The following is a 19,167-nucleotide window of genomic DNA, read 5'->3' on the forward strand; positions in this document are numbered from 1 at the left end:
CTAATGGCGCAAATAGGTTTGCTATCTCTATTTTAAATACATGACAGACACCATCTACCATATCGTTCTTATCCCACATTCCTACTTTTTGAGTACAATAGTTAATAAAAACCCATTTATTTATAATTGTTTCAACCAATATTTTAGCCTATATAATATTTATTAGCATGCCAAAAAAAAGAAATAAAAAGAAGAAGAAAAGCAACAACTACCACGAAAAAACTAATTAAATGCCCTAAATACCTTTTCTTTCTACTTAGAGAATCAAATTCATCAAATACTTTTATGTAATTTTCCTGTTTCAACAAAACAAAGTTATCAAAAAATGACACCGTAAGCACTAGACCTATCATTAACTCTGTACTATGATTAACCTTAACCCCTATTAGAGCTACAATAAAGTTTGTAATTGTTAGTGCTACTATTGATATTAAACCACACATAAAATACGTTGCTCTGAAAATACTTACACCTATTACTTTATCAAACAACGCTTCGTCAACTTCTTTTTTATATTGTTCTTTTTTCTTCTTTAGAATGGGTATATAATACAATAGGTTAATTGGATTTACCTTGTCTAACAAAACAACTCTTATCAAACTGATAAAAACTATAAAAAATTAAATACCAAAGTTTCATCTTTTCTAACTAGGCTATATTATGATTATATTACAAATTAATAATCTTTTTTTGGAACATTCTTTGTAATGTAACTTTTAGACCTACGTCTAAACTTCAAAAACGAAATCATGCGAACACTATTTTTACTGGTAAGTATTACTTTTTTTATCAATTCCTATAGTCAAACAACCACTTTTAACTCCTTATTACAAAAACATGTAGACACCAAAGGAAATGTAAACTATCAAGGTTTTAAGACAGACGAAGCGCAACTTCAGACTTATTTAGCGTATTTGGCAACTACCAAACCGCAACACTCTTGGTCAGCAGCAAAAACCAAGGCTTTTTGGGTAAACGCCTATAATGCGTATACCATTCAACTGATTTTAGATCATTATCCTCTAAAAAGCATTATGGGTATTAAAAAGAAAGGTAAAGATGCCTGGAGCATTCCTTTTGCTAAGGTGGGTGGTAAAACCTATACTCTAAACCAGATAGAACACGATATTTTACGCAAACAATTTGACGACCCTAAAATTCACGTGGCTGTAAATTGCGCCTCAAAATCATGTCCGAAATTGGCAAACTATGCCTTTACAGCAGCGAATTATGAGGCGAAAACAACCGAATTAATGAAGGAATTCATTAATGATGCTGCTAGGAACAAAATTTCAGAAAAAAAATTACAATTATCTAAAATATTCGAGTGGTTTACTGGAGATTTTACTAAAAAAGGTTCATTATTTGATTTTCTGAATCAATATTCAACTACAGAAATCAACAAAAAAGCAAAAATTAGTTACTTAACGTATAATTGGAATCTAAACGGAAAGTAGTACGACTACCCAAGAGAGTTGTACAAACAATTTGTACCTTTACGTATGAATTCAACAAGTAAAAAGACCCATGTCAAAAACATATTACGACCCTGCCGACTTGCGTAAATTTGGCAAGATTACAGAATGGAGCGAAGAATTGGGAAACAAATTCTTTGAATACTACGGAAAAGTATTTGAAGAAGGCGCCTTAACTGCCCGTGAAAAAAGTCTGATTGCCCTAGCTGTAGCGCACACCGAACAATGTCCGTATTGTATTGATGCCTACACAAAAGACGGATTGCAACGTGGCATTACCAAAGAAGAAATGATGGAAGCCATTCATGTAGGAGCCGCTATTAAAAGCGGTGCAACCTTGGTACACGGAGTTCAAATGATGAATAAGGTAAATAAACTAGAAATGTAAGCAGACTCTTATTTTGCTTCTGGCAAAATTTTAGAGGTCGCTTATCCTGAGCGAAGTCGAAGGATATTAATTAATAATAATGATGAGAAGCTGACACAAGTTCAGCTTAACGAGATGATGAAAAAATCTTTACAATCTAGAAATAATGATTTAGCCAATACGCAGCGTCAGCTGGAAATTTTAGCTAACGGAATTTTTGCGGAAGGTGAATTACCGACGTTTACACAAAAACTGAAAGAAACGCATCAGTTTCCGTTACAGCCGAAAAAACTTGAAATTTTACAAATCAACGTGGGTTATATGTGTAACCAAGTATGTGCCCATTGCCATGTAGATGCTGGTCCTGACCGAAAGGAAATCATGACCAAAGAAACCATGGAACAATGTTTAGAAGTAATTCGTAAAACAGGAGCACATACCTTAGATTTAACGGGGGGAGCTCCGGAAATGAATCCGAATTTTCGTTGGTTTGTAGAAGAAGCATCCAAAGCAGGAATTAAAGATTTTATTGTTCGCTCTAACCTTACCATTATTGTGGCTAACAAGAAATATCATGACTTACCTGAATTCTTTAAAAAACACAACATTCATGTAGTTTCTTCCATGCCGCATTGGACACGTGGAAAAACCGACAAACAACGTGGTGATGGCGTTTTCGATAAATCTATCGAAGCGCTAAAAATGCTCAATGCTGTGGGTTACGGAATTGAAGGAACTGGTTTGCAATTAGATTTAGTCTATAATCCGTCAGGAGCCTTTTTACCAGGTGACCAGGCAGCATTAGAAAGCGATTTTAAAAAAGCCTTATACGAAGATTTCGGAATCTCGTTTAACAGTTTATTTGCGATTACCAATTTACCCATCAGTCGATTTTTAGATTACTTAATTGCTTCTGAAAATTATGAGGATTATATGTATGCCTTGGTAGAAGCCTATAATCCGATGGCAGTTGAAAATGTAATGTGTACCAACACGCTATCGGTAAGTTGGGATGGGTATTTATATGATTGTGATTTCAATCAAATGTTAAATTTAAAAGTAGCTAGTAAAGCGAAACATATTTCTGAATACAACGAAGCATTATTGCAAAACCGAAACATCATTATCAATCAACATTGTTACGGTTGCACCGCAGGTGCAGGAAGCAGTTGTCAAGGAACCGTACTATAAACATATGTTAATTAAAAAAAGCTCTCCATTTGAGAACTTTTATTTTTTAAAAACGAATATTATTTTATTCAAAGCATGGTTGCTCAATTTCTCTGATAGTTCCATCTGGTAAGGTATAGGTAACAACCTCTCCTTGACAAGGTTCCTCTTCAGTACATGAGTTAAAAACAAAGCCGACAAACAATAAAGCTAAAAGTGTGATAATTTTTTTCATAATAAATTTTTAATATTAGTCTCAAAAGTAATGAGATTTTTAATACCATGAACAAAATACTACTATTTTTTTTAATCAGCGTAAACTGTTTTTCTCAAAGTAACTTACCACAGTTGTTAAAAAAACACAACACCGAAAGTGTTCCGTATATCACTGTGAGTGAGTTACAAAAAGAAAAAACTTTCGACTCCGACAAGGGTAACAGTATAGTTCTTTTAGATGCTCGTGAACCCAAAGAATTTGAAATCAGTCATCTTAAAAATGCCGTTTGTGTAGGGTATGATTTTTTCAACTTAGAAAACACACTGCAAAAACTTCCGAAAGACAAAAACACTAAAATAGTCGTGTATTGTTCCTTAGGAATTCGTTCAGAAGATATTGCTGAACAACTCCAAAAAGCAGGATATACCAATATTTTCAATTTGTATGGTGGTATTTTTGAATGGAAAAACCAAGGAAAAACTGTGGTTAATCTAGAAAATAAGTCTACCGAAAAAATCCATACGTTCAATAAAGAATGGAGCAAATGGCTACATAAAGGAGAAAAAATATATGAATAATCAAAAAGAGCAGTCGAGAAATCTCCTCTTACTATTTACCCGTAACCCCGAACTCGGAAAAGTAAAAACCCGTTTGGCTAAAACCATCGGAAAGGAAGCTGCTTTAAACATCTATAAATATTTACTAAAGCACACCAAACAAGTTACGCAAAACCTAGCTTGCGATAAAGCTGTATACTATTCTGTAAAAATTCGTGAAGACGATATCTGGGACATTTCAACATACCAAAAACACCTGCAAAAAGGAACCGATTTGGGAGAACGAATGCACAACGCCTTTCAGCAAGCGTTTTCTAACGGATATGAAAAAGTAATCATCATCGGTAGCGATTTACCCGATATCACTTCTGAACATATCAACGAAGCTTTTGAAAAATTGAATACCCATGAGGTAGTTATAGGACCTGCGGAAGATGGCGGTTATTATTTATTGGGTATGAAAAAACTCCATGCGAACATTTTTCGACATAAAGATTGGGGAACCTCAACTGTTCGAAAAGATACGTTGAACGATTTACAAAACGTTTCTGTACATTTGTTAGAAATCTTAAACGATGTAGATGTATTTGACGATATCAAAAACAATTCTATATTCAATCAATTTTTAAACTAACCGTCATTACGAGGGAGTGTATGACCGAAGTAATCTGTCTATCTCGAAATCATTACTTAAAGATTGCTTCGCTTTAGCCTGTCTTGAGCGACAGTCGAAAGGCTCGCAATGACAAACACAATATAAAATGCAAAAAAAACAACAACTACAAGAAACACAAGAGTTTCTTCAAAAAAAAGGAATCATCAATCCAACAATAGGAATTGTTTTAGGAACAGGATTAGGAAAATTAGTTGATGAAATAACCATTGAACAAGAAGTACCGTATGCCGATATTCCGCATTTTCCACAAGCAACGGTAGAATTTCACTCTGGAAAACTCATTTACGGAACCTTATCAGGAAAAAAAGTCGTGGTGATGTCGGGTCGTTTTCATGTGTACGAAGGCTACAGCTTATGGGAAGTAACCTACGGTATTAGAACCATGCATGCATTAGGTATTCAAACGTTGTTAGTTTCTAATGCAGCAGGTGCTATCAACCTTTCTTATAAAAAAGGCGATTTAATGCTCCTTGAAGATCATTTGAATTTACAAGGAAGTTCTCCCCTAGCCTTTAAAGGTGCCAATGCCTTCGGAACTATTTTTGCTGATATGTTGGAACCCTATTCAAAAAAATTAAACACACAACTGAAAGCTATTGCAAAAGCGAACGACATAGACCTGAAAGAGGGGGTATATGCCAGTGTTGTAGGTCCGCAATTAGAAACCAGAGCTGAGTACAGAATGTTACAAATTTTAGAAGTAGATGCGGTAGGAATGAGTACTGTTCCTGAAGTCATCGTAGCCAAACAGCTTGACATTCCGTGTGCAGCCGTTTCAGTATTAACCGACGAGTGCGACCCTAAAAATTTACAACCCGTAGATATTACTGAAATCATTGAAGTTGCTGGAAAAGCTGAACCGAAAATGATTACCCTTTTTAAAGAATTGATTAATGAATTATAACGTCCTTACGAAGGAGGGTACGACCGAAATAATCTTTTTGTTGGAAACAAACAACTTAAAGATTGCCACGTCATTTCATTCCTCGCAATGACAAAAACAAAAAATAAGCAAGACTCTTAGACTCAAGAATCGAGACAAACCATACAGGTCTTTATTCTTGTATCTAGCAGCCTAGCGGTCTTTAATCCAAAAAAATGAGTTACTTAGAAACTACCAAAAACGTATATAAAGAAGCAGCCTTAACCCCTGATGTTGGTTTGTGCTGCACCACCAATCCTATTTGGGAATTGCCAGGCTTAAAAATCCCGAAAATCATGCAAGAAATGAACTACGGATGTGGTTCTACCGTTCATGCGCGTGATTTAACCAACAATCCTAAAATCTTGTATGTAGGTGTGGGCGGCGGCATGGAATTGCTACAATTTGCCTATTTTTCTCGTCAAAAAAATGGCGTAATTGGCATTGATGTGGTAGATGAAATGTTGGAAGCTTCTCGAAAGAATTTTGTGGAAGCAGAAGCTCAAAATCCTTGGTTTCAACGTGAATTTGTCGATTTACGCAAAGGAGATGCTTTACACTTACCTGTAGAGGATAATTCGATTGATGTAGCTGCTCAAAACTGTTTGTTCAATATTTTTAAAGCGGAAGAATTAAAAAAAGCCATTGCTGAAATGTACCGTGTTTTAAAACCTCACGGACGTTTGGTAATGAGCGACCCTACATGTGAACAAGCGATGAACGAAACTTTACGTAACGACGAACGTTTGCGTGCCTTATGTTTAAGCGGAAGCTTGCCGATTGCAGAATATGTTAAAATGCTCACAGATGCTGGTTTTGGAACCATTGAAATCAGAGCTCGTAAACCATACCGAATCTTAGACCCTAAAAATTATCCTACAGAGGAATTGATTTATATCGAATCGATTGAAGTCGCAGCGATTAAAGATCCTATGCCTGCTGATGGCCCATGTGTATTTACAGGAAAAGCTGCCATTTACTTTGGTGATGAAGACTATTTTGATGATGGAGCAGGACACACCTTACTAAAAAACCAACCCTTAGCGATTTGTGACAAAACAGCTGCAGCTCTAAAAGCCTTGGAAAGAGACGATATCTTTTTCTCAGAATCTACCTACCATTATGATGGCGGTGGGTGTTGTTAAAAATGACTAACATAAAAAACATTAGAAAAAATTGACTTTGGTTTAAAATTTGTGCTATATTTGGTAAACAAGATTGACGCATAATGACATTTTTTAATAAGAAAACAGAAAATAGTGATAAGCATAAGAAAACTTTAAGAGTTGATTCTCCTGAGGTTGGTAGTGCTATTGTGCGTATAGCCCATAAACTTTCTGCTAGTAATTCTAAGGGGCAAGTTGTAAAAATAGGGGATAAATATTTTCGTATGAAAGAGCTTGGATAGTAAATGAATATTGCATTTACATCTATTATTATCTTTATCATATTAGCCCCTGGCTTTCTGTCTAGAATAGCATTCAATTCTTCTAAATTAAGTGTAAAAAATCCAAATCGAAATATTTTTAACGAGTTAACTTGGTCTATAATTCCTTCGTTAACTATTCATATGGTGGGTATTTCTTTAGTTGAATGGCTAACCAGTTATTATGTAGACTTCAATCAACTAGGAGATCTTATATTAGGAGTTACTTCTGAGAAAAGCGTTGAAAAAAATTTCAGCCAATTAAGAAGCTACATGTATCCCATTTTCTTTTATAATTTGTTCATCTTTACGCTTTCCTTTTTTATCGGTTACGGACTCAGAAAAGCCATTAGAAGTTTCAATCTTGATAGGTCTGTGAGATATTTGAGGTTCTCAAATAAATGGCATTATATTTTTACAGGTGAGTGTTTGGATTTTCCAGATGTTCCAGATGAATTTGAAGAAATAACTGATAAAATTATAAATGTTTTATGTAGAGTAAACGGAAAAAATATTCTTTATTCAGGAGAGTATTTTAATTACTACATTGATAATAATGGAGATTTAGAAGCCATCCATTTAAAATATCCTATTAGAAGATATTTGGAAAAAGATAATGGCAATTCAAAAGATTATTATCAAATAGAGAGTCGTTATTTAGTAATTCCTAATTCTGATATCATCAATATAAACTTTAGGTATTTTAATAGAACAGAATTAACCATAGATGACTTAACGGAAGAAGATAAAAAGAATTTAATTGACTTTAATGAAGAAGAGTAAAGAACATAATTTGTCCTATTCTTCTTGTCAGTAGAATTAAACAATCAAACTCAAAAAAATATCATACCCTTATAGCTTTACTAACTAGCATTCGTTTTGTAGTACCATGAAAACACTCAAAGAAAAACTATTGCAACTTAAAGAGAAAAGACCTTACACCTTTTCTTAAAACACACCTTAGACTTGTTGCTGTTTGGGGTTGTTTCATTAGTACTCTTATTCTCATTAGTATATGTTGAAGTGTTTGGTGCATTGCCCAACAAAGAAGAATTAACAGCTGTCATCAACGAAGAAGCTTCGTTAATATATTCCTCAGACGAGGTAACTATTGGGAAAATCTTTGCTGAGAATAGAACCAATGTGAAACTGGTACAAATTCCTACTCATGTAAAAGAAGCACTAATAGCTACAGAGGATAAGCGTTTTTATTCCCATAACGGTTACGATGGTCAAAGCTATGCGCGAGTTTTTTTTAGAAGTTTATTATTACGCTATGCATCTGGAGGTTGTGGAAGTACCCTTACCCAACAATTGATTAAAAACCTCTACGGAAGGCAGTATCACGGATTTTTAAGTTTGCCTATTAATAAAATCAAAGAACTCATCATTGCCAATCGCATAGAAAAGGTGTACAGTAAAGATGAAATCTTATTGTGTATTTGAATTCACTGCCTTTATGAGAACGTGCTTTTTTTTAATCAATCCAATCTTTAGTACGTTCAACAGCTTTAAGCCACTTTTTATACAAGCGTTCTCTTTTTTCTTGAGGGAAGGAAGGCATAAATGTTTTGTCTATTTTTCTTCTATTTATAATTCCTTCTTGTTTCCATAAACCGACACAAATTCCTGCTAAATAGGCTGCTCCCATTACCGTAGTTTCTATTTCTTCTGGACGTTCTACAGGTACATTTAAAATATCTGCTTGAAACTGCATGAGTACATTATTGGCACAAGCACCACCATCTACTTTTAATGATGAAAGTTGTAGCATGCTATCTTTTTGCATCACATCTAAAATGTCTTTGGTTTGATAAGCGAGTGATTGTAACGTGGCTTTAATTAGGTGGTTTTTTCCCGTATCGCGTGTTAAACCAAAAATAGCTCCTCTTGCATACATATCCCAATACGGAGCACCTAAACCAGCGAAAGCAGGAACGACATATACAGGATTCTCGTCTGTAATTTTTTCGGCAAAAAGTTCACTTTCTTCTGCATTGTTAATGAGTTGTAGTCCGTCTCGCAACCATTGAATCGCTGCACCCGCTACAAAAACACTTCCTTCTAAAGCGTAGTACACCTTATTGTTTATTCCCCAAGCAATGGTAGCAATCAAACCATTTTCAGAATACTCTAAGTTTTCTCCTGTATTCATTAGCATAAAACATCCTGTTCCATAGGTGTTTTTGGCTTCTCCTTTATTAAAGCATGCTTGTCCGAATAAGGCTGCTTGTTGATCTCCTGCTATCCCAGCAATTGGAATTGGAATCCCGTTTAATTCATAATTTCCAAAATGAAAAGAAGAGGGTTTTACCTCAGGTAGCATAGAAATTGGTATGTGTAGTTCTTTTGTTAAAGTTGTATCCCAACACAGGTTTTTTATATCGTATAACATGGTTCGAGATGCATTGCTATAATCGGTAGCGTGAACTTTTCCTTCGGTTAAATTCCACAGTAACCAAGTATCAATAGTTCCGAATAACAAGTTTCCTTTTTCAGCTTCTTCTAGGGCTCCTTTTACATGATGTAAAATCCAATGAACTTTGGTAGCCGAAAAATAACTATCAATAACCAATCCTGTCGTTTTACGAATATAGTTTTCGAGTCCTGTTTCTTTCAACTCCTCACATATATTGGCGGTACGTTTATCTTGCCAAACTATCGCATTATATATAGGTTTCCCTGTGTTTTTATTCCAAACAACTGTGGTTTCACGCTGGTTGGTAATGCCTATTCCTGCAATTTCTGAAGCAGCAATAGCTGCTTGACGAATAGCTTGCTGTAAAGTGTTGAGCTGTGTTTGTAATATTTCAGTAGCATCGTGCTCTACCCAACCAGGTTGAGGAAATATTTGTTGAAACTCTTGTTGAACTTTAGCAATAATTTCTTCTCTTTTATTAAGAATAACCGTACGGCAGCTAGTGGTTCCTTGGTCTAAGGCAATAATATATTTACGAGTCATGTATATGTAAAATCATTAAAAGCCTAAGGTACAATTTTAGTCAGAGTAATAAAAAAACCTTCTAGATAACTCTAGAAGGCTTTACATGTTTAAATTTGGTTAGTAACTTTTAGTGTCTTAATGCATATCCGGCCCCTTTACCGAATTCTGCTAACATTGAAGTTAAAGCATTAAATAATTTCCCCATTGTTTTTAAATTTTAATTAATTTCCCTTTAATTAATTGTCATTACATAATGACACTACAAAAATAAGATGGATATAGAGTGAATAAAAGGGGATATCCGAAGTTAATAATGTGTTTTTCCGCAAAATAGTGACTAAAAAAACCTTCTAGATAACTCTAGAAGGTTTATTATTCCCCTTAAATGTCTTTTTTCAAGTTTAGTTTTGAAAAGAAGATACTACAAATGTAGCTTGTATGTAGGGTTTAAAAAAGGGGATATCCGCAAAAAAAAGTGTGCTTTTCCGCAAAAAAAAGTTTTTAGAAGCCTAAAAACCTTTTTTATTTCTCTTAATCTTTATCAAGATTCTCCCCAATAATTACATTGAGCTACAAAAATATTTATTCCTGTTTTGTTAAAAAAGGGGATATCCGCAAAAAAAAGCGTGTCTTTCCGCAAAAGAAATTAATCTACAATTCCTAATTCTTTTGCTTTAAGCACCAAGTGAGTATTGTTATTTACCTGCAAATCAGCCCGTAACTTCGACAACTTACTTTCTATAGAGCGAACTTTTACTAAAGAGCCGTCTTCTTTTTTAATCAATCCTTCGAGGTTCGCTATTTTAGCATGCTTAGGAAGTTCTTTTAAAATCTGAATAGCAATATCATCCATTTGAATTTCAACTAAGGCTCTTTTTAAGAGTTTTTCATGAATCTCATGGGTGTAATATATTTCATCTTTTAACATTTTTCGAATGGCAAAAGTAAGTTCGTCTGTACTACATTTTCCTTTTAAAATGTATGCTAAAGGGTTTAAATTGTGAATAACATTGAAAATCCTGTTTGTTTCAGAATGACCCGTAATAACCCCTACTTTAATCGGAATTTCTTCTTTACAAATAGCTTTTATTAACGACTCTCCACTATCTAAAACCCTATTATTATACTGATTATCAAAACTTAAATCGGTAAAAATGATATGAAAAGGATTTTCTTGTAAACTCGATTTTATTTTATGAAAAGCTTCGTCGCAAGAATTTGCTGTTTCAATTTCTAAACCATCTATATCTTTTAAATACGAGAGAATCCCTTCAAGAATTAACTGATGGTCATCAACTAAAAGTATTTTTGTTCGTCCAGTCATGCAGTGGTATTTGGATATCGGTTTGGGTTCCTTTACCTACTTCACTAGTAATTTTGAATGTTCCGTTGAGTTCTTCAACGCGTTCTTGCATGTTTTGTAGTCCTATTCCCCCTTTACTAATACTAGTATCAAAACCAACACCATTATCAATAATGTTCAAATGTACGTATTTTTTACGTACAGAAAAATTGATGCTAATTTTACTTGCTTGTGCATATTTTTTACAGTTTTGTATGCTTTCGCGAATACTTAAGTACAGTAAACGTTTTATAGAATTATCGACTGTTGACCAATCGTAGTTTTGCAATCCGTTAATTTTTATTTTAAAGTCGAGGTCAAAATAATCACTTGCTAAGTTGATTATTTGATCTTTAAAAGAAACTTTATCAAAACTAATACTACTTAACTGATGCGATAAATTACGCACATTCTCTTTTACGGCATGTAATTTTTGTGCCTCGTCTACTAGGTTTGATTTTGCCAACCTTTGATGCAATAAACGCAAATCTCCTGCTACTTCATCGTGTAACGATTTGGCTATTTGTTGTCGCTCATGCTCTCGCGCCTCTACTTTTTGCAATTGTGTTTGGTATAGTAGTTTTCTTCTTCGATAGGTATAAAATAAAATACTAAAACCGAATAATAAGAGTCCCGTTGCTGCCACCAACCAGCCTATCGTTTTTTGCTGTTTGTGGTAGCGTATTTCTGCTTGTTTTTGTTGATTTTCTGTTTTCAATACCACATTTTCTTTTTCTTTTTTATCCGTTTCATAGCGAATTTTAGCAAACTGATTTTTTAATCTGCGCTCGTTTTGGAATAAACTGTCGTTTAAAGTAATGTACTCCTGTAAATATTTTTTGGATTGCTCTCCTCTGGTCAAATCAGAAAGATTTTCGAGCGCTTCTAGCCACTTTTTGTTGTTATGCGTTTGCTTGGCATATTTTAAAGCTTCATTAGCATGAAATATGGCTTTTTTAGTTTGGTTGAGGTCTTTGTAATATTCTGCTAAGTTTATGTGAGTTATAGATAACTCATTATAGTCTTTTAACTTTTCACGAATATGAAGAACCTCATTGTATTGCAGTAATACACTTTTCTTCTTGCCTAATAAAAAATTACTCGCAGCTAAATTCTCCAGTAACAAAGCATACTGCGTAGGGTATTTTTGCTTAATGCTATCTTCAGACAGCCCTTTTCTAAAATATTGAATGGCTTTTTGGTGTTGCTTTTGTTTTTGATATAACAAACCAAGATTATTGATAATATAGATATATCCAATATCGTTTTTGTTTTTTTTGTTATAAAAAATAGCTTTGTTATAATATTTTAAGGCATCTTTTACTTGGTTTAATTCTTCGGAAGCTAAACCTAAAGCATTGTAAACCCTTTCAAGATAAATAGAAGGTTGTATTGGTTCTAAATATTGTAGAGCTTCGATTAAGCTTATCTCACTTCCTCTATAATCTTTTGCGTCTCTCTGTAATATTGCTAAGCTGAGTAGACGTCTACCCACAGCTAGAGAATCATTTATTTTTTTTGAAATGTCTTTAGATTGATGATAATAATAAAAAGCGCTATCATTGGTATAGGTGAGTTTATTTTGCAAGGCTTTAAAGTGATAATACTTTGCCAGTAAAACAGAGTCGTTTGTTTTTTGGAATAAAGAATCAACTTGTAAGGTGTATGTTTTTAATAAAGGAAGTTTTTTACTAAAATAAGCCTGTCTCCCAGATTCAATAAGATCTTCTTTTATTAAGTCAATCATATCACTCTTTTTCTGTGAAAAAATAAAAGATGAACAGAAAAAAACAAAATAGAGAAAATTTTTCATCACAAATCGTAAGATAAAACCATTACAATCAAAAGTAATGGTTTTAATGTTATATTAAACAGAAGTGTTTTTTTAATATCTAATCTCCACCTTGACCACCACCACCTCCTCCAGTTGTATCAGTAGTTGTAGTCGTGGTTGTTGTCGTAGTCGTTGTGGTGGTTCCATCACCATCGGTTTCATCTGGGCTTAAACTCATTGCGATTTCTTGTAAGTATTTGTTTTCCATATCTATATAGGGTTTATAATTAATACATAATTCTAGGGAATAAGGAGAATAACTTGTAGTCTAAAGTAATGTGTTTTTATTAGAAAGTCAAAACTTTAACATTCTATTGTAAATAATATTTCAATAACCATGCCATTTATCGTAGTGCTAGGTATGAAATAAAAAAACCGTTTCTTTTCAGAGAAGAATACGACTGAAAATTAGTAAGATTTAGGAGAGTTAAACCTCATCGTTAAAGGCTATAAATACTCTTGGGAGCTATTAACCAAAAAATTCAGCTATTTAAAAATTATAAACCATAGAAAATTGGCAAGTTGTTCTAGATTAGCTCCTTCTAAATACATATTTAGACCTTCAAGTAGAGGAAAAACAAAAATATGTCTCTAGCTAAAAAAGCAACCATCTACTTGACTAGCACTGTAATAATAACTACTAAGATGAGATAAACAACTTAAAACATAGCATCTGCGTAAGATAAATGAAAGAAAATACAAGTTTCTGCTTTGAATGCTGCAAAAACCTACTAATTACTGAGTGCTTTATTGTAATTAAAAAGCAAGAATCTTTTATAAAATTAGACTACTAAAAAAGACTCTTCTTAAATGAAGAACCCTTAATTTTGTCTTTGAATTGTTTGCTTTTTAACTTAGAATTCAGCCTGTTTTGTTTCTTTTGCATAAAATTATAGAGAATGAATTACGTATCAGTAGAGAATATAGCAAAATCGTATGGTGAAAAGGTCTTATTTGAAGATATTTCTTTCGGAATAAATAAAGATCAAAAAATAGCCTTTGTAGCCAAAAATGGCAGTGGAAAAACCTCAATTTTAAATATTATTGCTGGAAAAGACACCCCAGACGAAGGACAAGTTATAAGTAGAAAAGGAATTGCTATTGCTTATTTAGCGCAAGACGATGATTTGAATCCTGACTTAACGATTGAAGAAACTATTTTTTCTACAGAAAACACCATTCTCCCAATTATTCAGCAATACGAAAAAGCACTGCAAAATCCTGATGATACAGAAGCGTATCAAAAAGCATTTGAATTGATGGAGCAACACAATGCATGGGATTTTGAAACGCAATACAAGCAAATTTTATTCAAGTTAAAACTCGAAGATGTATCACAAAAAGTAGGAAAACTGTCGGGTGGACAAAAAAAGCGATTGTCGTTAGCTATCATTTTAATTAACAAGCCCGATTTATTAATACTCGATGAACCAACTAACCATTTAGATTTAGAAATGATTGAGTGGTTAGAAGCGTTTTTTGCTAAAGAAAAAATTACGCTGTTTATGGTTACACACGATCGTTATTTTTTAGAACGCGTGTGTAATGAGATTGTCGAATTAGATAACGGAAAACTGTATAAATACAAAGGAAACTATTCGTACTATCTTCAAAATAAAGAAGAACGAATGGCTTTAGAAGCTACGAATTTAAGCAAAGCGAAAAGCTTGTTTAAAAAAGAATTAGATTGGATGCGTCGCCAGCCAAAAGCACGTACTACCAAATCAAAATCACGTATTGACGACTTTTTCGAAATCAAACAGAAAGCACACCAACGTAGAAAAGAACACGAGGTTCAGCTAGAAATTAACATGGAGCGCTTAGGAAGTAAAATAGTAGAGCTTCATAAACTTAAGAAGAACTTTGGCGATACGGTTATTTTAGACGGATTCGACTATGTTTTCAAACGAGGAGAACGTATAGGAATCATCGGAAAAAATGGAACGGGAAAATCCTCTTTCTTAAATATAATAACGAGTAAAATCCCTGTCGATGGCGGTAAAGTAATTGTTGGTGAAACCGTAAAATTTGGGTATTATACTCAAAAAGGAATCCAAATAAAAGAAGGACAAAAAGTAATCGAAGTCATTAAAGAATTTGGAGAAGAAATACCGTTGACCAAAGGACGAAGAATTTCTGCAGCTCAGTTGTTAGAACGCTTTCTATTCGACCGAAAAAAACAACACGATTTTGTTGAAAAGTTAAGTGGCGGAGAGCAGAAACGTCTGTATTTATGTGCGGTGTTAATTCAGAACCCGAACTTTTTAATTCTCGATGAGCCTACCAACGATTTAGATGTGGTAACCTTAAACGTTTTGGAAAGCTTTTTACTCGATTATCCTGGTAACTTAATGGTGGTATCGCACGACCGTTATTTTATGGATAAAATCGTAGATGGTTTATTTGTATTTAAAGGAAATGGAGAAGTAGAGAATTTCCCAGGAAACTACTCTGATTACAGAGCGTATGAAAGCTCTTTACCTCCAGAACCTAAAGAAGAAAAAAAAGCAGCCGAAAAGCAAGAAAAAGCGCCACAGAAAGGAAAGTTAAGCTACAATGAAAAACGAGAATTTGGTCAATTAGAAGTTGATATTGAAAAGTTACAAAAAAGGAAAGTAACATTAGAAGCGCAATTTACAAATGGAGAAATTGCGATGGATGATATCAATGAAAAATCACTAGAACTACAAGAAATTATTGAAAGCTTGGAAGAAAAAGAAGAACGTTGGTTTGAGCTTTCAATGAAATTAGAGGGTTAGAGCTCTCTTGTATTGGTTTAGATATTTTAACTTGTGTTCGGGATAGTTTACCCTATTCTTTGTAGGTTATCGATATTGATATTAGGTTTAGTTGGATAGAACGAATAAGCGATTAACCCTGCAACTAAATTTAAGATAAAGTTATCGAAGCTTCTGTGTCTTGTATGCTCTATTTGACATACGTTTTTCAAAATATCATTCACACTTTCAATAACAGCCCTTTTTCTAAGCATAATTTTATCATAGATATGCATAAGAGTATTTTCATGTTCTTTCTAATTTTTGTAACCAAATGTATTCCATCTACAAAAAGCTGTTCAAACAGTTCTTTACCTACATACCCTCTGTCGGCAAATATTTTTCCGAACACACGATTATGAAAGGCTTTATCTTTAAGTGGTTGCCTGTCATCTATATTACCTTGCGTAATTAAAAAGTCAACGATATCGCCCTTTTCATTGATAATAATATGAAGTTTAAAACCAAAGAACCACCCCATGGTTCCTTTCCCTTTTTTTGCGGTGTTTTTAAAAACTTTGTTCTGCTTTTCTCTTTTATAATGACATACTTTAATAGTGGTAGAATCTAAAAAGGAGATCCCTGTACATTGACCTAAACAGTATTATAGGCACTGAACAACGTTTTTTCAATTCAACAAATCGGTTATAGGAAACTAAATCTGGAAATTCTTTTGACAAGTGTTTGCTAACATATTCGATATAAAAGTGTTTAAAACACCTAAAACCACTAAAATGGAAAAGCACCATAATTGTAATTATTTCACTTTGGGTAAGTTTAGGCTTTCTTCGTCTAACTATCTTTGAACAGGTTTCTAAAGCATTTTTATCGATAACTTGATTAATTTCGGCACAAAAATCATCAATTAAACAGAAAAATCAAGTAATTTTAAAATCAGAAATAATAGTGGATAATTTAGCTATACAATTAAAAATTAACACTTTAGTATAATAAATTTTCCGCTTTTTTTCGTGTAATTAAGAAACATTTTCATCCCGAACTCACGTTATTTGAGCTATTGCCCCATAAGATTGAGCTAAACTATACCCCTATTGCATGATACCAATGGCTGGTCGTATTAACGATTCCTCTTTATAGGTCCTGTAACGTCATCGATGTTATCTTTTACTTCGTTTACTTCCTTATTTATGTCTCTTACGAAGTCAGTGTCTATACCCTGATTTTTTGCACTATCGTTAATTTCTCTTTTAATATCGTTTGTAGCATCTTTTATTTGACGCATACCTTTTCCTAGTCCCCTAGCAATTTCAGGTATCTTATCTGCCCCAAATAGCATGACAACTATTAAAAGAATTACAAAAATCTCAGGGCCTCCTATAAATAAAAATGTTCCGCTCATTACTGCAAAGATAATTAAATTCAATCGGGTTTTGTTTATTGTATAAAAAAAAGCCAAACAATATTGTTTGGCCCTTTTTTTATGTATAAAACGAATTAATCTGCTAAAATAATCGCTTTATTATCTTTCATTTCTATCGTTCCAGAATTTATCTTTAACGTTAAAACTTTATCATTTTCTGGTGATCTTTCGATACTTGTATGTAAATCATCAAAAACTAACTGATTTTGGCCATTTAGATATACCTTTACTTTTCCTTGGTTTAAAACAGATACTATAGGGGCGTGATTGTTTAAAATCTGAAACTCCCCGTTGATACCTGGCACTACTACAGAGTCGACTTCTGATGAAAATAGAATAGCTTCTGGTGTTACAATTTCTAAATACATAAATTTAATGCTTTAGGCTTTAAGCTGCTTGCTTAGGCCAATTAATTACGCTTCTGCTAACATTTTCTCTCCAGCATCAATTGCTTCTTGAATTGATCCTTTTAAGTTAAATGCTGCTTCAGGATATTTATCTAATTCACCATCCATAATCATGTTAAATCCTTTGATGGTATCTTTAATATCTACTAAAACACCTGGTATTCCAGTAAACTGCTCTGCTACGTGGAATGGTTGCGATAAGAAACGTTGTACACGACGCGCTCTATGAACTACTAATTTATCTTCTTCAGATAATTCTTCCATACCTAAAATTGCGATAATATCTTGTAATTCTTTATAACGTTGTAATATTTCTTTTACTCTTTGCGCACAATCGTAATGTTCATTTCCTAAAATATCAGCAGTTAAAATTCTTGAGGTAGAGTCTAATGGGTCTACCGCAGGATAAATACCTAACTCTGCAATTTTACGAGATAATACAGTAGTTGCATCTAAGTGAGCAAATGTTGTTGCTGGTGCAGGGTCTGTTAAATCATCTGCAGGTACATATACCGCTTGTACCGATGTAATTGATCCTTTCTTAGTAGAAGTAATACGCTCTTGCATTGCTCCCATTTCAGTTGCTAACGTTGGTTGGTAACCTACTGCCGATGGCATACGACCTAATAGTGCAGATACCTCAGAACCAGCTTGTGTAAAACGGAAAATATTATCAACGAAGAATAATACATCTTTTCCTTGTGCTTCACCAGCTCCGTCACGGAAATACTCGGCAATTGTTAATCCTGATAAGGCTACACGAGCACGTGCTCCTGGTGGCTCATTCATTTGTCCGAATACGAAAGTTGCTTTAGAGTCTCTCATTCCAACTTTATCTACTTTCGATAAATCCCATCCACCATCTTCCATAGAATGCATGAAATCATCGCCATATTTGATAATTCCTGATTCTAACATCTCTCTTAATAAATCGTTCCCTTCACGAGTTCTTTCTCCAACTCCTGCAAATACAGATAAACCTCCGTGTCCTTTTGCAATGTTATTAATTAACTCTTGAATTAATACCGTTTTTCCTACTCCTGCTCCTCCAAACAATCCAATTTTACCTCCTTTAGCATAAGGCTCAATTAAATCGATTACTTTAATTCCTGTAAATAGTACTTCGGTAGAAGTTGATAATTCTTCAAATTTTGGTGCTTGACGGTGTATTGGCAAACCTGCATCACCTTCTTTAGGCAAATCTCCTAAACCATCGATTGCATCACCTGTTACATTAAATAAACGACCGTAAATATCATTTCCTATTGGCATTTGAATTGGGTTACCTGTAGCAACTACTTCTTGTCCTCTTTGCAAACCATCTGTTGCATCCATAGAAATAGTACGAACGGTATCTTCACCAATATGTTGTTGAACTTCTAAAACTAAAATTGAACCATCTGCTTTTTTAATTTCTAACGAATCATAAATCTTTGGCAATTCAGCATTTTCTGTGTTAAACTCAACATCGATTACTGGACCAATAATTTGAGAAACTTTACCTGTTATTGTAGACATTACTATATGTAATTAAAGTTATTTTATTTGTTGTATGAGTTTTAGCTCATTTTTTCAAGGTGCAAAGGTAATTTTTTTGAAGGAATTTAAAAAACCTTTCTAAACATTTTTATATAAAAAATATCATAAAAAAAGCCTCACAAATGTGAGGCTT

Annotated in this window: 21 protein-coding genes and 1 pseudogene; 11 read left to right on the forward strand and 11 right to left on the reverse strand. The window is 33.7% G+C overall.

The features are described 5' to 3' along the window. Positions 1–143 precede the first annotated feature (143 nt). Positions 144–599, reverse strand: coding sequence for a hypothetical protein (locus P8625_RS09965; protein ID WP_279650312.1), 456 nt, complete (start codon positions 597–599; stop codon positions 144–146). Between the two features lie 150 nt (positions 600–749). On the opposite strand from P8625_RS09965, the gene P8625_RS09970 reads away from it, so the two are divergent. The 3 genes from P8625_RS09970 to arsS all read left to right on the forward strand — a co-directional run bounded on the left by P8625_RS09970 (position 750) and on the right by arsS (position 3,033). Then, entirely contained in the window at positions 750–1,457 is a 708-nt protein-coding gene (locus tag P8625_RS09970; protein ID WP_279650313.1) for a DUF547 domain-containing protein, read from the forward strand. A 70-nt stretch (positions 1,458–1,527) separates the two neighbouring features. Continuing rightward, positions 1,528–1,863, forward strand: coding sequence for an arsenosugar biosynthesis-associated peroxidase-like protein (locus tag P8625_RS09975; protein ID WP_120185760.1), 336 nt, complete (start codon positions 1,528–1,530; stop codon positions 1,861–1,863). 114 nt (positions 1,864–1,977) lie between these two features. Next, positions 1,978–3,033, forward strand: coding sequence for an arsenosugar biosynthesis radical SAM (seleno)protein ArsS (gene arsS / locus P8625_RS09980; RefSeq protein WP_279650314.1), 1,056 nt, complete (start codon positions 1,978–1,980; stop codon positions 3,031–3,033). A gap of 64 nt (positions 3,034–3,097) precedes the next feature. Here the strand turns inward: arsS and P8625_RS09985 are convergent, their stop codons facing one another. Continuing rightward, on the reverse strand, positions 3,098–3,247 hold the full coding sequence (locus tag P8625_RS09985; RefSeq protein WP_279650315.1) for a hypothetical protein: 150 nt from the start codon (positions 3,245–3,247) through the stop codon (positions 3,098–3,100). A gap of 47 nt (positions 3,248–3,294) precedes the next feature. Here P8625_RS09985 and P8625_RS09990 point away from each other — a divergent pair, with 47 nt between their 5' ends. The 7 genes from P8625_RS09990 to P8625_RS10020 all read left to right on the forward strand — a co-directional run bounded on the left by P8625_RS09990 (position 3,295) and on the right by P8625_RS10020 (position 8,256). Next, positions 3,295–3,807, forward strand: coding sequence for a rhodanese-like domain-containing protein (locus tag P8625_RS09990; RefSeq protein WP_279650316.1), 513 nt, complete (start codon positions 3,295–3,297; stop codon positions 3,805–3,807). Continuing rightward, positions 3,800–4,420 (forward strand): TIGR04282 family arsenosugar biosynthesis glycosyltransferase, encoded by a 621-nt coding sequence (locus tag P8625_RS09995; protein WP_279650317.1) that lies wholly within the window; start codon positions 3,800–3,802, stop codon positions 4,418–4,420. Before P8625_RS09990 ends, P8625_RS09995 begins: the two co-directional genes overlap by 8 nt. A 127-nt stretch (positions 4,421–4,547) precedes the next feature. After that, a complete protein-coding gene (locus P8625_RS10000) occupies positions 4,548–5,366 on the forward strand; it encodes a purine-nucleoside phosphorylase (RefSeq protein WP_279650318.1) in 819 nt (272 codons plus the stop codon). Positions 5,367–5,560: 194 nt separating this feature from the next. Continuing rightward, positions 5,561–6,529, forward strand: coding sequence for an arsenosugar biosynthesis arsenite methyltransferase ArsM (arsM, locus tag P8625_RS10005; RefSeq protein ID WP_279650319.1), 969 nt, complete (start codon positions 5,561–5,563; stop codon positions 6,527–6,529). 83 nt (positions 6,530–6,612) lie between these two features. Next, positions 6,613–6,792: a hypothetical protein gene (locus tag P8625_RS10010; RefSeq protein WP_279650320.1), complete on the forward strand. Its 180-nt coding sequence runs from the start codon at positions 6,613–6,615 to the stop codon at positions 6,790–6,792. Between the two features lie 3 nt (positions 6,793–6,795). Beyond that, a complete protein-coding gene (locus tag P8625_RS10015) occupies positions 6,796–7,593 on the forward strand; it encodes a hypothetical protein (RefSeq protein ID WP_279650321.1) in 798 nt (265 codons plus the stop codon). 186 nt (positions 7,594–7,779) lie between these two features. Beyond that, positions 7,780–8,256, forward strand: coding sequence for a biosynthetic peptidoglycan transglycosylase (locus P8625_RS10020; RefSeq protein ID WP_279650322.1), 477 nt, complete (start codon positions 7,780–7,782; stop codon positions 8,254–8,256). 31 nt (positions 8,257–8,287) lie between these two features. Here the strand turns inward: P8625_RS10020 and glpK are convergent, their stop codons facing one another. From glpK to P8625_RS10040, 4 genes are all read right to left on the reverse strand, one after another. After that, positions 8,288–9,772: a glycerol kinase GlpK gene (gene glpK, locus P8625_RS10025; RefSeq protein ID WP_279650323.1), complete on the reverse strand. Its 1,485-nt coding sequence runs from the start codon at positions 9,770–9,772 to the stop codon at positions 8,288–8,290. 628 nt (positions 9,773–10,400) lie between these two features. After that, positions 10,401–11,078 carry a response regulator gene (locus P8625_RS10030; RefSeq protein WP_279650325.1) on the reverse strand — a complete coding sequence of 226 codons (678 nt, stop codon included), beginning with the start codon at positions 11,076–11,078 and terminating at the stop codon, positions 10,401–10,403. After that, positions 11,047–12,843, reverse strand: coding sequence for a tetratricopeptide repeat-containing sensor histidine kinase (locus tag P8625_RS10035; protein ID WP_279650326.1), 1,797 nt, complete (start codon positions 12,841–12,843; stop codon positions 11,047–11,049). The genes P8625_RS10030 and P8625_RS10035 overlap by 32 nt, the downstream gene beginning before the upstream one ends. Before the next feature lie 145 nt (positions 12,844–12,988). After that, positions 12,989–13,138 (reverse strand): hypothetical protein, encoded by a 150-nt coding sequence (locus tag P8625_RS10040; protein ID WP_279650327.1) that lies wholly within the window; start codon positions 13,136–13,138, stop codon positions 12,989–12,991. Positions 13,139–13,829: 691 nt separating this feature from the next. Between P8625_RS10040 and P8625_RS10045 the strand changes: the two genes are divergently transcribed. Next, positions 13,830–15,689: an ABC-F family ATP-binding cassette domain-containing protein gene (locus P8625_RS10045; protein ID WP_279650328.1), complete on the forward strand. Its 1,860-nt coding sequence runs from the start codon at positions 13,830–13,832 to the stop codon at positions 15,687–15,689. Between the two features lie 47 nt (positions 15,690–15,736). Here the strand turns inward: P8625_RS10045 and P8625_RS16370 are convergent, their stop codons facing one another. From P8625_RS16370 to atpD, 5 genes and pseudogenes are all read right to left on the reverse strand, one after another. Then, positions 15,737–15,892: a hypothetical protein gene (locus P8625_RS16370; RefSeq protein WP_407704776.1), complete on the reverse strand. Its 156-nt coding sequence runs from the start codon at positions 15,890–15,892 to the stop codon at positions 15,737–15,739. Between the two features lie 6 nt (positions 15,893–15,898). Beyond that, positions 15,899–16,287: pseudogene (locus P8625_RS16375) on the reverse strand (IS982 family transposase); the annotation flags it as partial. Between the two features lie 498 nt (positions 16,288–16,785). After that, complete coding sequence (locus P8625_RS10055) at positions 16,786–17,067, reverse strand: Sec-independent protein translocase subunit TatA/TatB (RefSeq protein ID WP_279652942.1); 282 nt, start codon at positions 17,065–17,067, stop codon at positions 16,786–16,788. Between the two features lie 95 nt (positions 17,068–17,162). Further along, the gene (locus P8625_RS10060) at positions 17,163–17,456 is read right to left on the reverse strand and encodes a F0F1 ATP synthase subunit epsilon (protein ID WP_279650329.1); all 294 of its coding nucleotides are present in this window, start codon (positions 17,454–17,456) and stop codon (positions 17,163–17,165) included. Positions 17,457–17,501: 45 nt separating this feature from the next. Next, positions 17,502–19,013 carry a F0F1 ATP synthase subunit beta gene (gene atpD / locus P8625_RS10065; protein ID WP_279650330.1) on the reverse strand — a complete coding sequence of 504 codons (1,512 nt, stop codon included), beginning with the start codon at positions 19,011–19,013 and terminating at the stop codon, positions 17,502–17,504. Between the last annotated feature and the right edge of the window lie 154 nt (positions 19,014–19,167).

It is taken from the genome of Tenacibaculum tangerinum, from assembly GCF_029853675.1.
Lineage (GTDB): Bacteria > Bacteroidota > Bacteroidia > Flavobacteriales > Flavobacteriaceae > Polaribacter > Polaribacter tangerinum_A.

Excerpts from the sequence above, each read along its gene's own strand:
- P8625_RS10010 (WP_279650320.1), top strand. The coding sequence starts at position 6,613 with ATGACATTTTTTAATAAGAAAACAGAAAATAGTGATAAGCATAAGAAA.
- P8625_RS10055 (WP_279652942.1), bottom strand. The coding sequence starts at position 17,067 with ATGAGCGGAACATTTTTATTTATAGGAGGCCCTGAGATTTTTGTAATT.
- atpD (WP_279650330.1), bottom strand. The coding sequence starts at position 19,013 with ATGTCTACAATAACAGGTAAAGTTTCTCAAATTATTGGTCCAGTAATC.
- P8625_RS09990 (WP_279650316.1), top strand. The coding sequence starts at position 3,295 with ATGAACAAAATACTACTATTTTTTTTAATCAGCGTAAACTGTTTTTCT.
- P8625_RS09975 (WP_120185760.1), top strand. The coding sequence starts at position 1,528 with ATGTCAAAAACATATTACGACCCTGCCGACTTGCGTAAATTTGGCAAG.
- P8625_RS10060 (WP_279650329.1), bottom strand. The coding sequence starts at position 17,456 with ATGTATTTAGAAATTGTAACACCAGAAGCTATTCTATTTTCATCAGAA.
- P8625_RS09995 (WP_279650317.1), top strand. The coding sequence starts at position 3,800 with ATGAATAATCAAAAAGAGCAGTCGAGAAATCTCCTCTTACTATTTACC.
- P8625_RS10030 (WP_279650325.1), bottom strand. The coding sequence starts at position 11,078 with ATGACTGGACGAACAAAAATACTTTTAGTTGATGACCATCAGTTAATT.
- P8625_RS09970 (WP_279650313.1), top strand. The coding sequence starts at position 750 with ATGCGAACACTATTTTTACTGGTAAGTATTACTTTTTTTATCAATTCC.
- P8625_RS10040 (WP_279650327.1), bottom strand. The coding sequence starts at position 13,138 with ATGGAAAACAAATACTTACAAGAAATCGCAATGAGTTTAAGCCCAGAT.
- P8625_RS10045 (WP_279650328.1), top strand. The coding sequence starts at position 13,830 with ATGAATTACGTATCAGTAGAGAATATAGCAAAATCGTATGGTGAAAAG.
- P8625_RS10015 (WP_279650321.1), top strand. The coding sequence starts at position 6,796 with ATGAATATTGCATTTACATCTATTATTATCTTTATCATATTAGCCCCT.
- glpK (WP_279650323.1), bottom strand. The coding sequence starts at position 9,772 with ATGACTCGTAAATATATTATTGCCTTAGACCAAGGAACCACTAGCTGC.
- P8625_RS10000 (WP_279650318.1), top strand. The coding sequence starts at position 4,548 with ATGCAAAAAAAACAACAACTACAAGAAACACAAGAGTTTCTTCAAAAA.
- arsS (WP_279650314.1), top strand. The coding sequence starts at position 1,978 with ATGATGAAAAAATCTTTACAATCTAGAAATAATGATTTAGCCAATACG.
- P8625_RS10035 (WP_279650326.1), bottom strand. The coding sequence starts at position 12,843 with ATGATTGACTTAATAAAAGAAGATCTTATTGAATCTGGGAGACAGGCT.
- arsM (WP_279650319.1), top strand. The coding sequence starts at position 5,561 with ATGAGTTACTTAGAAACTACCAAAAACGTATATAAAGAAGCAGCCTTA.
- P8625_RS09985 (WP_279650315.1), bottom strand. The coding sequence starts at position 3,247 with ATGAAAAAAATTATCACACTTTTAGCTTTATTGTTTGTCGGCTTTGTT.